Here is a 12,175-nt window from a genome sequence, read left to right on the forward strand (position 1 = left end):
TACCTTCCAGGAAGGGGAGTAAGAAGATCACCCCGCTATAAATGAACCTTACGCTCGCGCCGGGATCGCCAATCCCCGCTGCACCGCCGGCCGCGCCAACCCGCGCTCCAGCCAGGCCGCGACATTCGCAAAATCATCGAACCCGACCAGCTCGCGCGCCTCGTAAAAGGTGATCAGATTGCGCACCCAACCCAGCATCGAGATATCGGCGATCGAATATTCGTCCCCCAGGAACCAGTCCTTGCCCGCCAGCGCCGCATCCATCACCCCAAGCAGCCGCTTCGCCTCATCGACATAGCGCCCGAGCGGCCGCTTATCCTCCCACGCCTTGCCGGCGAATTTGTTGAAGAAGCCGACCAGCCCGAACATCGGCCCGACGCCGCCCATCTGGAACATCACCCACTGGATCGCGTGCCAGCGTCCGGCCGGATCGGCGGGGACGAACTTACCGGTCTTGTCGGCAAGATAAAGCAGGATCGCACCGGATTCGAACAGGCCGAGCGGCTTGCCGCCGGGTCCGTCGGGATCGACTATTGCCGGAATCTTGCCATTGGGATTGAGCGATACGAAGGCGGGGCTTTTCTGGTCGTCGCTGGCGAAGTCGATCAAATGCGGCTCATAAGGCAGTCCGGTTTCCTCCAGCATGATCGACACCTTCACCCCGTTCGGCGTGGGCAGCGAGTAGAGCTGGATCCGGTCGGGGTGCTGCGCGGGCCAGCGCTGGGTGATCGGAAAGCCGGACAGGTCGGTCATGAGCGCATCTCCTTGGTTCGCCCTTATCTAGGCACGGGCCGGGACTGTTCCACCCCATCCCTTGCGGGGAGGAGAGAAAAGTGGTGGATGCGCTCGAATGCAGGCCACCGAGCTCCGCGTCGCGCTCTTCAGCGGCAATTACAATTATACTAGGGACGGCGCGAACCAGGCGCTCAATCTGCTGGTCGGGCACCTGCTCGCGCAAGGCGTGAAGGTGCGTGTCTATTCGCCGACCAGCCGCCGCCCGGCCTTCGCGCCGACCGGTGATCTGGTCAGCGTGCCCTCGCTCAAGCTGCCGGGCCGCGACGAATACAAGATTGCGCGCGGGCTGCCCGGCAGCATCCGACGCGATATCGCGGCTTTCGCGCCCAACATGATCCACGTCTCGGCGCCGGAGTTTCTTGGCCACCGCGCGGTGACCTATGCGCGCCGCCACGGCATTCCGGCGGTCGCATCGCTGCACACGCGGTTCGAGACCTATCCAAGCTATTATGGCCTGAAATTCGTCGAGCCGGCACTGATCAAGCTGTTGACGCGTTTCTACAATCGTTTCGACCAGGTGGTGACGCCGGGTCAGTCGATGGCATCGATGATCCAGCATTGGGGCGTGACCACGCCGGTTTCGATCTGGTCGCGCGGCGTGGACCATCAGCGCTTTCGCCCGGGCGCGCGCGATCTCGACTGGCGGCGCTCGCTCGGCATCGCCGATGACGAGGTCGCGATCGGCTTTCTTGGCCGGCTGGTGCTCGAAAAAGGACTGGATATCTTCGCCGATGTCGTCGCCGCGCTCCAGGCGCGGGGCGTGAAGCATCGCGTACTGGTGATCGGCGACGGGCCGGCACGCGGCTGGCTCGCCGAACGCGTGCCCGACGCCGCCTTTGCCGGATTCCAGCGCGGTGACGATCTCGGCCGCGCGGTCGCGTCGATGGATGTGCTGTTCAACCCCTCGGTCACCGAGACCTTCGGCAATGTCACGCTGGAGGCGATGGCGGCGGCGGTGCCGGTGGTCGCGGCCCGCGCGACCGGCGCGGTCGACCTGATCGAGGATGGGGTGACCGGTTATCTCGTGCCGCCGCGCGATGTGAACGCCTATACCGACGCGATCGCGCGACTGGTCCAGAACGACGAGGCCCGCCGCGCTGCGGGCGCGGCGGGCCATGCCAGGGCAGCGGCCTATCAATGGGATGCGATCAACCAGACGGTGATCGACACCTATCTCGACGTCATGCACCGCCGGGGAGAATAGTCCCTCTCCCATCGGGAGAGGGAGGGAGGCGCAGCGCCGGAAGGGTGAGGGTGACGATCCATCACCCTCACCCCTTGCCGCTTCGCGGCTCGACCCTCCCGATGGGAGAGGGTCATGAGGCGGCGGCCTGCCAGTCGAACGTCAGCGGCGCTTCGCGAAAAGCAAAGCGATCGAGGTGCCGCGCGACCGCGCCCTGCAGTCCTTCGAGCTGTTCGTCCGACGTGGCGTCGATCCGCACCTGCAGCACGTCCGCGCCCGCATCGAATGTCACCAGCCCGTCACCGGGATGGTTGCTCCCCCGCGCATCCCTGGGAAACACGACGGTGCCATGTTCCGGGGTGAACGCCACCTCCAGATTGTGCTGCCAATGCTTGCACAATTGCTGGAGGTAACGGCTCCCGTTCGCGGTTGGCACCGCGGCGACAGAAGCTACCGCGCTCATTTCAAACGCTCGATCTTCTGCGCGACCTCGTCGAGCAACGCGGCAATCTCATGCTGCGTGTCGCCGATTTCCTCGCGCATCAATCGATGCTGCAGGACGGAACGCAGATTGTGCATCGCCCGGCGGATCGGTGCGACATCTGTGCGCTCGCGCTCAGCGCCGACTTCGGCGAGCCGCGCGAACAGCGCCTCGACCTGTTCCTTATTTTCCTCGAGATGCGCGGTGCCGGCGGTGGTCACCGCGAACAGCTTCTTCGCACCCTCGGCGACCTGCTCCTCGATCAGGCCCATATCGGCGAGCAAGGTGATGGTCGGATAGACCACGCCCGGGCTCGGCGCATAAGCACCACCGGTCAGCTCCTCGATTTCGCGGATCAGGTCGTAGCCGTGCCGCGGCTGATCGGCGATCAGCTTGAGCAGGACGAGCCGCAACTCGCCGCCGTCGAACATCCGTCCGCGACCACGGCCGCGACCGGGTCCACGACCCCCAAAGCTATCGGCGTCGCTCATTTCCCAGCGAACCTCGAACGGACCCCAGCGGCGCGAACCACCGCGCGGGCCGGCGTGGGAACCATCATGGCAGCCATGACGGCCGCCTCTATGCATATTAAACATCATATACCTTTCATATGTCATGATGGCGCTAAGATATATCTTAGAATGATTTTGACAATAGGATCCATAAAAAAATTCCACGCTGGCGGCGTGCAGGTGACACGCCCGACCACCCATTTGCTTCCCCGGCGGCGGCGGACAGAACAAGACAGCGATGACGGGGTGGTGACCCGGCACACATGCCCCTATCTTCAACAAATGGCCGACCTGTTCGCGACGTTCGATCCCCCTACCCGCGCCGCGCTTGCGGAAAATGCGCCGCTTGCCGATCGGCTGCGCCCGCAAACGCTGGGCGAGGTTGTCGGCCAGGAACATATCACCGGGCCGGAAGGCGCGATCGGCAGGATGGTCGCGGCCGGGCGGCTGTCGTCGATGATCCTGTGGGGTCCGCCCGGCACCGGCAAGACGACGATCGCACGACTGCTTGCCGATGCGGTCGATCTTCGCTTCGTCGCCATCTCGGCGGTGTTTTCGGGCGTCGCCGATCTCAAAAAAGCATTCGCCGAGGCGCGCGAGCATGTGAAGATCGGCAAACGCACCTTGTTGTTCGTGGACGAAATCCACCGCTTCAACCGCGCGCAGCAGGACGGCTTCCTCCCCTATGTCGAGGATGGCACGGTCACCCTGGTCGGTGCGACCACTGAGAACCCGTCGTTCGAACTCAACGCCGCCGTGCTCAGCCGCGCGCAGGTGCTGATCCTGCACCGGCTCGATGCGACCGCATTGCGCAAGCTGCTCGACCGCGCGGAAGAGGTCGAGGGCCGTCCCCTGCCGCTGACTGCGGAAGCGCGTGACGCGATGATCGCACAAGCCGATGGCGATGGCCGTTTCCTGCTCAACCAGGCCGAAACGCTGTTCTCGGTCGACTTGCCAGATCCGCTCGATCCGGCGGGACTGTCGGCTTTCCTGCAACGCCGCGTCGCGGTTTATGACAAGGATCGCGAGGGGCATTACAATCTGATCTCCGCGCTGCATAAATCGCTGCGCGGGTCGGACCCGCAGGCCTCGCTTTATTATCTCGCGCGCATGCTCACCGCCGGCGAAGAACCGCTCTACGTCCTGCGGCGCATCGTCCGCTTTGCCAGCGAGGATATCGGGCTCGCCGATCCCAATGCGCTGGTGCAATGCCTCGCCGCGAAGGAAGCCTATGATTTTCTCGGCAGCCCGGAGGGCGAACTCGCCATCGCCCAGGCGTGCCTTTATTGCGCCACCGCGCCCAAATCCAATGCGGCATATGTGGCGCAAAAGGCGGCGTGGCGCAGCGCGAAGGAAACCGGTTCGCTGATGCCGCCGCAGAACATCCTCAACGCGCCAACCAAGCTGATGAAGGATATCGGTTATGGCAAAGGCTATGCCTATGATCACGACACCGACAGCGGTTTTTCGGGGTCCAATTACTGGCCCGAGGAAATGAGCCCGCAGACCTTCTACGAACCGACCGACCGCGGCATGGAAAAGCGCATCGCCGAGCGCATGGCATGGTGTCGGGAGATGAAGGAGAGCGGCAAATGAGCCTGGACTGGGATCAGGTTTCCGCCTTCGCCCTGGCGCTGCCCGACACCGAAATGTCGACCAGTTACGGCAAGCCAGCGGTGAAGACGGTGTCCAACGGCCGCGCCTTTCTCAACCCGAGCCGCGAGGCGGAATCGTTCGTGCTGGCGATCGACCATGACACCAAGGAAATGCTGATCGAAACCGATCCCGGCACCTTCTGGCAGACGCCGCATTACGACGGCTGGCCGGGCTTGCTCGTACGTTACGACAGCGACGATCCCGATCGGGTGTTCGCGATGATCGAACGCTCGCGCGACTGGTCCGCCGCACGGCCGCGCTCCAAGCCGCGCAAGAAGAAATGAGTTTCAAACTGATCGAACGCGCCTGGTGGGATCTCGCGACCAAGGCGCAGCGAGCGGAGCGCGGTGGCGATCGCCCCTGATCATTTCACCAGGTTCGCGGCGATCGACTGGTCAGGCGCAAAGGGCGGCAATCATCCCGGCATTGCACTTGCGCTGTGCGAGACGGGTAATGCTGCGCCGGTGATCATCGACCCGCCGGGAAAGGCCTGGTCACGAACCGAAATCCTCGACTGGCTCCGCATCCGCGCCGGCGAACCCTTGCTGGTCGGGTTCGATTTCAGCTTCTCGCCCCCCTATATCGAACGCGGCGCCTATCTGCCCGGCGAATCCCTCACCACCAACCCGCGTGATTTCTGGGCCTATGTCGATGCGCAGAGCCCCGATGCCGACCTTGGCGCAGCATCGTTTCTCGAAACCCGGCGCGGCACGCATTTCTACCTCGGCGCGGCCGACGGCCCGAAGGCAAACTTCATGCACCTCCGCCGTGTCGAGGCGCATCACAAGGCGAATGGCGGCGGCAAACCCAGCACCGTCTATGACGCGATCGGTGCGGCGCAAGTCGCCAAGGCAAGCTTTGCCGGCATGCGATTGCTGCACCATCTGGGCGCAGCAATTCCCGTCTGGCCGCTTGATCCTGTACCCGCCAAGGGCGCGCTGGTCGTCGAGATCTATACCACGATCGCGGCACGCGCCGCAGGTATGCGCAAAGGGTTGAGCAAGCTGCGCGACGCCGCGTCGCTCGATGCGGCGCTGGCGGTGATCGGTTCGCAGCCGCACATGCCACTCGCCCGCTATACCGATCACGCCACCGACGCGATCCTCGCCGCCGCCTGGCTCCGCGCCAATGTGCATCGTCACGATTGGTGGCAACCAGATGCGATGACTCCCGAAATTGCCCGCACAGAGGGCTGGACCTTCGGCGTGTCCTGACGGACCGATTTATCAATCTGCAAACGGATCGACGGGACGGAGTCTTGCAACTCGGGAAGCACATACCCGTAACGCCGATATCGCGGCCACCGACCGATCGAGATTCAGACTTTCAACGATTTTATCATCCCGAAAGAACGCGACACGCGCGTTTTTGGTCATCTCAGTCAAAAACGCGTCGCCCTTCGCCTCGAACTGAAATCCCTTCAATCCTCCGTCGAGGACAACGCCGGTGGAATGCACCTCCCCCCAGCTCGCATCCATTTTGCCACCGCTGACGAAGTACAACTTCAGGTCGTATTTTTTGCCATCTTTTACCGAGGCGAAAGCAGGGTCCATGACGTTTATCGTCGTTTTTGACCTGCCGCCATCATACGAAACGTGAAGCGAGGCCTCGCCCTCATAAACGCGACCCAGCGAGCAACTCTGCTCGTTTTCATAAAGCACCCAATCGCCCGGATAAGCCTTCAGCATAGTGCTTTGGAAAGCGGGCGCAGCAAAGAGCGCCAACAACAGAATCACGGACACCAAAAATCCTCCGACGAGCCAATTAATTTCTCCATCAGCATAAATGGTTCTGTGGGGCTGGCCAGCCTCGGTCGCCGCTAACCCATCGGCGATCTCGGTTGCTGCTCACCGCCTGGGCAGATCGGCCGCAGCGTTCGGCGCGGCATGACCGAGCCGAACGCCTGAGGTACGGAATGAGCCCACCGGCGCCAGCGAAGAGCTTAACAGCAAAGCCCAGCCCGCGAAAATGGCGATCGCGTCCTTACAAGGGTTGGACCTTGGGCGTTCCCTGACCGTCCTTCGATCGTGGGACGACCGCGGCCGCGATGGCGTTACGACCGGCGCGACAGGAGTGCCGTCATGAACGCCAAGCTGATCCTTCTCTGTTCACTCGCCGTGCCGATCGCTGCAGCCGCGCAGACCCGGATCGATCCCCGGCTGATTCGCAAAAGCCCGCAGATCGATATCAGCAAGACCCCGTTGCAAACCTTGCTGCGCGAACGACGCGAGGTCTACGACATCCCCGCCGACATGGTGCAACTGGGCAACCCGCCCGGCGGCTGGAGCTTCCACCAGATCGTCAAGACCGTCGGAACGGCGCTGCCCAAATCGGCGCTACGGGTCGAATATCGCCGCACATACACGCCGAAACAGTGCGAGAGCTGGTACGATCGGGTGGATCTGAAGCGCATGCGCGCCCGGGGGTTCCGCCTTGTCGGCTATTCGGCGGAACCGCTCGACTTGCCCGGCTATCCGATCCGCAAGCCGCTCGAGGCGATCGCGGTCAATTCGCGCGTCGACGCGAATCAATATACCTCCAACCTAACCACCGCTGACCAGATCCGCATCCGCCCTCCGACCATGGCGTACGAACCCGGCGGTCCGCCCGGCGGGCCTGGCACATTCGTGTGTTATTCCGGCTATCGGCTAAGCATCACGGTGGAAGGCCCGAAGAATCTCGATCCGCTGGCACCCTGATTTGCAAGAGACCGGCAACAGGGGCTGGACCTTCGCCGCTCGCTGACGCATTTAGCGCCGAAGACGACAGTTTGGGGGCCCGGCTCCCGGCACGCCGGTTTAGCTCAGTTGGTAGAGCGCCAGTTTTGTAAACTGGATGTCGCGGGTTCGATTCCTGCAACCGGCACCATACCCCGTCAAAATCACAAGCCGGGCTACCGGTGGTCGGCGCCATATCGAAAGCTTGTAAGAAACTTTCGCAGCGGCCTGCGGCGGGCGTGGTGATCGCTCGATGCTCCAAAAAAACCTCCGTGCTCGCGCCGGCTGACAATCGATGCCAGAAGATTAACACAATCAATTGATATATAACGATTAATATCAACCCCTCCGAGAGATGACTGCGGAAAAAGATATGCAACATAGGGTGTAACATATCTCCTGCGGCCCATCCTTTCAGACCTGTCCCGCAACCCTGTCATCAACGGCGATTCAAGCATGGGACAGAATCGGGCACTTCATCCCTTGCCGGCTTACCGAGGGCGCGCTCTTTCTTACTGTCGAAAGCAAATCACACGTCGAAGCGACGGTATGCAATCGGCAGAGTACGCGCGGCCGCTTGATTTAGGTCGCCAACCAAGGAAAGAGGGGCGGCAAGCACCCGGGTCGCGGTTTCGTCCGACGTGGGCACCATTTTCGAAGGGCGGCGTTACCTACCCGCATGATTCCGACCCGCCCCATAAAAGTCGCCAGCTATAATATGCGCAAAGGGGTGGGCACCGACCGCCGCCGCAGCCCGGAGCGCATTCTGGAAGTGCTGCGCGAGATCGACGCCGATGTCATCGCGCTGCAGGAATGCGACCGGCGCTTCGGCGGCAGGGCCGCGGTGATTTCCGCCCATCTGCTGCAGGAACATAGCCCGTGGAAGGCTGTATCGTTCGGCATTCGCTCGGGGAGCATGGGCTGGCATGGCAATGGCCTGCTCGTACGTAAGGAATCGGCGGTGATGGATTGTGAGGCGATCCACCTGCCAACGCTCGAACCGCGCGGCGCGGTGATGGCCGATGTCCGGGTCGATGGCGCGCCGATCCGCATCGTCGGCATGCATCTCGACCTGTCCGGCCTGTGGCGCCGGCGTCAGGCGCATGCGATCCTCACTCATGTCGAATCCTGCGTCACACCCTACCCGACCGTGATGATGGGCGACCTCAACGACTGGAGCGCGGGGTCGGGCTGCCTGCGCGACTTCGCGCATCATTTCAGTTTCGCCGCGACCGGGCCGAGCTTCCATGCCCGGCGTCCGGTCGCTCGGCTCGACAAGATCATGGTGTCGAAGGAATTTCGCATCACCGATTGCGGCGTCCATCACAGCGCCGCGGCGCGCAAGGCATCCGATCACTTGCCCGTCTGGGCGCTAATCGAGCCCGGGATCGAAACCGCCTGATGCGCGAAAAGGAGCTTCGCCTCGCGCTGGTCTGCTATGGCGGCATCAGCCTCGCGGTTTACATGCACGGCATCTCCAAGGAGATATGGCGCCTTGCCCGCGCCAGCCAGGCATTCCTCGCCGGCAAGGAGCCGACCGGCGGCAGCCAGGGTGTCTATCGCGCGCTGCTGAAGGAGATCGAGGATGAGACCGGCATCCGCATGCGCGTGCTGGTCGATATCATCGCCGGGGCGAGCGCGGGCGGGCTCAACGGTGTGTTCCTCGCCCAGGCGATCACTACCGGCCAGAGCCTTGAGCCGCTGACTCAGTTGTGGCTCGATTCGGCCGATGTCGAGGCGTTGATCGCCGACGATGCGGCCCCCGCCTCCAAGCTGACCAAGATCTGGGCGTTGCCGATCGCCTGGATGGCGGCGCGGCGCAGCGGTGACAAGATCAACGAGACGGTCGAAGCGGGCGCGCGCGACGAGGTGCGCGCGAAGCTGTCACACTTCATCCGCTCGCGCTGGTTCTCTCCGCCTTTCGGTGGGGAGCGGTTCAGCAATTTGATCCTCGACGCGCTCGACGCGATGGAAAAGGGCCCGAAGGGCGAGCGTCTGCTGCCGATCGGCCAGCCGCTCGACCTGTTCGTCACCGTTACGGATTTCCGCGGCCATCCTGAGCGGTTGAGCCTCCATTCGCCGGCCGAGGTGATGGAGACCGAACACCGTCTCGTGGTCAATTTCACCGATCACGGCGTGGCCGGCGAAACGCTGGCACATCCGGCGGAACTCGCCTTTGCCGGGCGCGCGACATCGAGTTTTCCCGGCGCCTTCCCGCCGTTCACGGTCAAGGAAATGGACCGCGTGCTCAAGCAGCGCGACATGACCTGGCCGGGCCGCAAGGAATTCCTGACACGGATCCTGCCGCGCCAGGCAGCGGTCGGCGCGGAGGAACAGGCGGTGCTGATCGATGGTTCGGTGCTTGCCAATGCGCCGTTCAAACCCGCGATCGACGCGCTGCGCGAACGCCCTGCGAAGCGCCAGATCGACCGGCGCTTCGTTTATATCGACCCCTCGCCCGGCATGAAGCTCAACCTAGGCGCCAAGGCGATGGCGATTCCGAGCTTTTTTCAGACGATCCTCGGCGCAATCTCCGAACTGCCGCGCCAGCAGCCGATCCGCGACAATCTCGAAGCGATCGAGGCGCGCTCGCACCGCATCGAACGCATGCGCATGATCGTCGAGGCGATCCGGCCTGAGGTCGAGGCGCAGGTCGAATCGCTGTTTGGCTTCACCCTGTTCCTCGATTCGCCGACGCCCGCCCGGCTTGGCAGCTGGCGGCGTCGTGCGCAGGCTGCGGCGGCCAACAAGGCCGGCTATGGTTATGTCGCCTACGGCCATCTCAAAATCACCGGTGTAATCGAATCGATCACCGACCTGCTTTATCATGCGGGCGGCGAGCCCGGCCCGAACCGCTGGAACGCGATCCACGGCCATATCGCCGCCGCGGTGCACGACCGCGGTTTCGATGACATGACGCCGTCGTTCAGTGACGGTGCGAGCGCCACGACGATCGATTTCCTGCGCACTTATGATCTCGGCTTCCGCATCCGCCGGCTGCGCCTGATGGGACGGCGGCTGACCCGGCTCGAGGAAGAGAATGGCGACGCGGAAATCGGCCAGTTGCGCGAGGCGATCTATCTCGCTTTATCCGCCTATCTCGACGTCAAGCGCACCGAACATCATCTGGCGCTGCGCCGCGACGTGCGCCAGTTGCGCGGCGATGCGGGACCGTTGCTCGACAAGCTTGCCGCATCGCTCGACCTGAAGACGCTCGACGAACGCACCGAACAGCAACTGTCCGACGCCTTTGCCGGGCTCGAACGCGACGTGAAGCGGCCGATGCTGCTGACCTATCTCGGCTTCCCCTATTTCGACGTCGCCACGCTGCCGCTGCTGCAAGGCGAGGGTCTGGACGAGTTCGACCCGATCAAGGTCGACCGCATCGCGCCCGACGATGCCAAATCGATCCGCGGCGGTGGCGCCGAGGCGACGTTGAAGGGCATCCAGTTCAACGCGTTCGGCGCATTCTTCAGCCGTGCTTACCGTGAGAACGACTATCTTTGGGGCCGTCTGCACGGCGCTGAGCGGATGATCGACATCGTCGTGTCGACGCTACCCGTCAATGCCGGGCTGAAACCCGGCCGCGTCGCTGCGATCAAGCGCGCCGCCTTCCACGCGATCCTCGATGAAGAGACGCCGAAGCTGACCGCGATCCCCGCGCTGATCGAGAGTTTGCGGCGCGAGATCGGATAGTTCTTCCCGCCGCTCCCTGCAGCATGCGACACCACCGTAACGATCCGCATGGGCTGGCCAATCGCCGCCGCCCGCGTTAGCGTGGGCGCCATGCAATTCCTCAAAATCCTCTTCTGGTGCCTGCTCGCCTTTCTCGCGGCGATTTTCACCATCGGTAACTGGACGACGGTGCCGCTCAAATTATGGGGCGGATTGATCGCCGAGGTGAACCTGCCGCTGCTGTTGTTCGTCATCTTCCTGATCGGCTTCTTGCCGGCGATGGCCTATTATCGCACGGTCCTCTGGCGGCTGCGCAACCGGCTCTCCACGTCGCAGTGCGCGATGAACGACCTGCGCGATGCGACCTCGACAGCGCCACCATCCGCGCTCCTCCCCGACGCGGAACCACCGGCTGCGCCCCCTTCGATGCCGCCCGCCGCGGTGCCCACCGCCGTACCGCCGGGTGTCGCATGACCAACCGCATCTTCGTCGCACTCGACACTCCCGATATGGCGAAGGCACACGCCATCGCCGAAAAAGTCCGCCACCATGTCGGCGGGATCAAGCTGGGCCTGGAATTCTTCATGGCGAATGGCCGCGCCGGCGTGCGCGAAATGGCCGATCTCGACCTGCCGATTTTCCTCGACCTGAAATTCCATGACATCCCCAATACCGTCGCCAAGGCGATCCAGGCGCTGCGTCCACTCGAACCGGCGATCCTGACCGTCCACGCCGCCGGCGGCCGCGCGATGCTTGAGGATGCAAAGGCCGCAGCGCCGACCGGCACCAAGGTCGTCGCGGTCACCACCCTGACCAGTCTCGACGACAACGACCTGCTTTCGATCGGCTATGTCGGCGACCCGCACGAGCAAGTGATGCGCCTGACTGAGCTGGCCATGTCGGCCGGCGTTGACGGGGTGGTCTGCTCCGGCGCAGAAGTGGCGGCGGCCAAGTCACTGTGGCCAAAGGGTTTCTTTGTCGTGCCCGGCGTTCGCCCGGCCAATGGCAGCGTCGGCGACCAGAAGCGCGTCGTCACGCCGCGAGAGGCGATCGACGCCGGCGCCTCGATCCTCGTGATCGGCCGGCCGATCACTCAGGCGGACGACCCGGACCAGGCGGCGCGCGACATCGGCGCGACGCTCTAACGCCCCGATCC

13 protein-coding genes and 1 tRNA gene are annotated in these 12,175 nt (G+C 63.5%); 10 read left to right on the forward strand and 4 right to left on the reverse strand.

Annotation, left to right across the window (positions count from 1 at the left end):
- Positions 1-48: 48 nt before the first annotated feature.
- Positions 49-753: a glutathione S-transferase family protein gene (locus tag ACVWZA_RS06840; protein WP_457310419.1), complete on the reverse strand. Its 705-nt coding sequence runs from the start codon at positions 751-753 to the stop codon at positions 49-51.
- Between the two features lie 97 nt (positions 754-850).
- Here ACVWZA_RS06840 and ACVWZA_RS06845 point away from each other — a divergent pair, with 97 nt between their 5' ends.
- A complete protein-coding gene (locus ACVWZA_RS06845) occupies positions 851-1,999 on the forward strand; it encodes a glycosyltransferase family 4 protein (RefSeq protein WP_457310420.1) in 1,149 nt (382 codons plus the stop codon).
- Positions 2,000-2,111: 112 nt separating this feature from the next.
- Here the strand turns inward: ACVWZA_RS06845 and ACVWZA_RS06850 are convergent, their stop codons facing one another.
- Both ACVWZA_RS06850 and ACVWZA_RS06855 read right to left on the reverse strand, forming a co-directional pair.
- Complete coding sequence (locus tag ACVWZA_RS06850) at positions 2,112-2,441, reverse strand: DUF2218 domain-containing protein (RefSeq protein WP_457310421.1); 330 nt, start codon at positions 2,439-2,441, stop codon at positions 2,112-2,114.
- The gene (locus ACVWZA_RS06855) at positions 2,438-2,950 is read right to left on the reverse strand and encodes a PadR family transcriptional regulator (protein WP_457310422.1); all 513 of its coding nucleotides are present in this window, start codon (positions 2,948-2,950) and stop codon (positions 2,438-2,440) included. The genes ACVWZA_RS06850 and ACVWZA_RS06855 overlap by 4 nt, the downstream gene beginning before the upstream one ends.
- 303 nt (positions 2,951-3,253) lie before the next feature.
- On the opposite strand from ACVWZA_RS06855, the gene ACVWZA_RS06860 reads away from it, so the two are divergent.
- The 3 genes from ACVWZA_RS06860 (at position 3,254) to ACVWZA_RS06870 (ending at position 5,841) form a co-directional block, all read left to right on the forward strand.
- Positions 3,254-4,567 carry a replication-associated recombination protein A gene (locus ACVWZA_RS06860; RefSeq protein ID WP_457310423.1) on the forward strand — a complete coding sequence of 438 codons (1,314 nt, stop codon included), beginning with the start codon at positions 3,254-3,256 and terminating at the stop codon, positions 4,565-4,567.
- Entirely contained in the window at positions 4,564-4,911 is a 348-nt protein-coding gene (locus tag ACVWZA_RS06865; RefSeq protein ID WP_457310424.1) for an MmcQ/YjbR family DNA-binding protein, read from the forward strand. The genes ACVWZA_RS06860 and ACVWZA_RS06865 overlap by 4 nt, the downstream gene beginning before the upstream one ends.
- A 69-nt stretch (positions 4,912-4,980) precedes the next feature.
- Positions 4,981-5,841 (forward strand): hypothetical protein, encoded by an 861-nt coding sequence (locus ACVWZA_RS06870; RefSeq protein ID WP_457310539.1) that lies wholly within the window; start codon positions 4,981-4,983, stop codon positions 5,839-5,841.
- Positions 5,842-5,853: 12 nt separating this feature from the next.
- Here ACVWZA_RS06870 and ACVWZA_RS06875 read toward each other — a convergent pair whose 3' ends face one another.
- Positions 5,854-6,369, reverse strand: a complete 516-nt coding sequence (locus ACVWZA_RS06875; RefSeq protein WP_457310425.1) for a hypothetical protein — start codon at positions 6,367-6,369, stop codon at positions 5,854-5,856.
- 339 nt (positions 6,370-6,708) lie between these two features.
- Between ACVWZA_RS06875 and ACVWZA_RS06880 the strand changes: the two genes are divergently transcribed.
- The 6 genes from ACVWZA_RS06880 to pyrF all read left to right on the forward strand — a co-directional run bounded on the left by ACVWZA_RS06880 (position 6,709) and on the right by pyrF (position 12,164).
- On the forward strand, positions 6,709-7,326 hold the full coding sequence (locus ACVWZA_RS06880; protein ID WP_457310426.1) for a hypothetical protein: 618 nt from the start codon (positions 6,709-6,711) through the stop codon (positions 7,324-7,326).
- Between the two features lie 93 nt (positions 7,327-7,419).
- Positions 7,420-7,495: transfer RNA gene (locus ACVWZA_RS06885), tRNA-Thr, on the forward strand.
- 567 nt (positions 7,496-8,062) lie between these two features.
- On the forward strand, positions 8,063-8,746 hold the full coding sequence (locus ACVWZA_RS06890) for an endonuclease/exonuclease/phosphatase family protein (RefSeq protein ID WP_457310427.1): 684 nt from the start codon (positions 8,063-8,065) through the stop codon (positions 8,744-8,746).
- Positions 8,746-11,040 (forward strand): patatin-like protein, encoded by a 2,295-nt coding sequence (locus ACVWZA_RS06895; RefSeq protein WP_457310428.1) that lies wholly within the window; start codon positions 8,746-8,748, stop codon positions 11,038-11,040. The genes ACVWZA_RS06890 and ACVWZA_RS06895 overlap by 1 nt, the downstream gene beginning before the upstream one ends.
- Before the next feature lie 90 nt (positions 11,041-11,130).
- A complete protein-coding gene (locus ACVWZA_RS06900) occupies positions 11,131-11,493 on the forward strand; it encodes a hypothetical protein (RefSeq protein ID WP_457310429.1) in 363 nt (120 codons plus the stop codon).
- Positions 11,490-12,164 (forward strand): orotidine-5'-phosphate decarboxylase, encoded by a 675-nt coding sequence (gene pyrF / locus ACVWZA_RS06905; protein WP_457310430.1) that lies wholly within the window; start codon positions 11,490-11,492, stop codon positions 12,162-12,164. Before ACVWZA_RS06900 ends, pyrF begins: the two co-directional genes overlap by 4 nt.
- The last annotated feature ends 11 nt before the right edge of the window (positions 12,165-12,175 follow it).

Source organism: Sphingomonas sp. UYAg733 (genome assembly GCF_054057355.1).

Bases quoted from the DNA above. Each gene is read 5' to 3' on its own strand.
- ACVWZA_RS06840 (WP_457310419.1), bottom strand. From the start codon at position 753: ATGACCGACCTGTCCGGCTTTCCGATCACCCAGCGCTGGCCCGCGCAG.
- ACVWZA_RS06845 (WP_457310420.1), top strand. From the start codon at position 851: ATGCAGGCCACCGAGCTCCGCGTCGCGCTCTTCAGCGGCAATTACAAT.
- ACVWZA_RS06850 (WP_457310421.1), bottom strand. From the start codon at position 2,441: ATGAGCGCGGTAGCTTCTGTCGCCGCGGTGCCAACCGCGAACGGGAGC.
- ACVWZA_RS06855 (WP_457310422.1), bottom strand. From the start codon at position 2,950: ATGAGCGACGCCGATAGCTTTGGGGGTCGTGGACCCGGTCGCGGCCGT.
- ACVWZA_RS06860 (WP_457310423.1), top strand. From the start codon at position 3,254: ATGGCCGACCTGTTCGCGACGTTCGATCCCCCTACCCGCGCCGCGCTT.
- ACVWZA_RS06865 (WP_457310424.1), top strand. From the start codon at position 4,564: ATGAGCCTGGACTGGGATCAGGTTTCCGCCTTCGCCCTGGCGCTGCCC.
- ACVWZA_RS06880 (WP_457310426.1), top strand. From the start codon at position 6,709: ATGAACGCCAAGCTGATCCTTCTCTGTTCACTCGCCGTGCCGATCGCT.
- ACVWZA_RS06890 (WP_457310427.1), top strand. From the start codon at position 8,063: ATGCGCAAAGGGGTGGGCACCGACCGCCGCCGCAGCCCGGAGCGCATT.
- ACVWZA_RS06895 (WP_457310428.1), top strand. From the start codon at position 8,746: ATGCGCGAAAAGGAGCTTCGCCTCGCGCTGGTCTGCTATGGCGGCATC.
- ACVWZA_RS06900 (WP_457310429.1), top strand. From the start codon at position 11,131: ATGCAATTCCTCAAAATCCTCTTCTGGTGCCTGCTCGCCTTTCTCGCG.
- pyrF (WP_457310430.1), top strand. From the start codon at position 11,490: ATGACCAACCGCATCTTCGTCGCACTCGACACTCCCGATATGGCGAAG.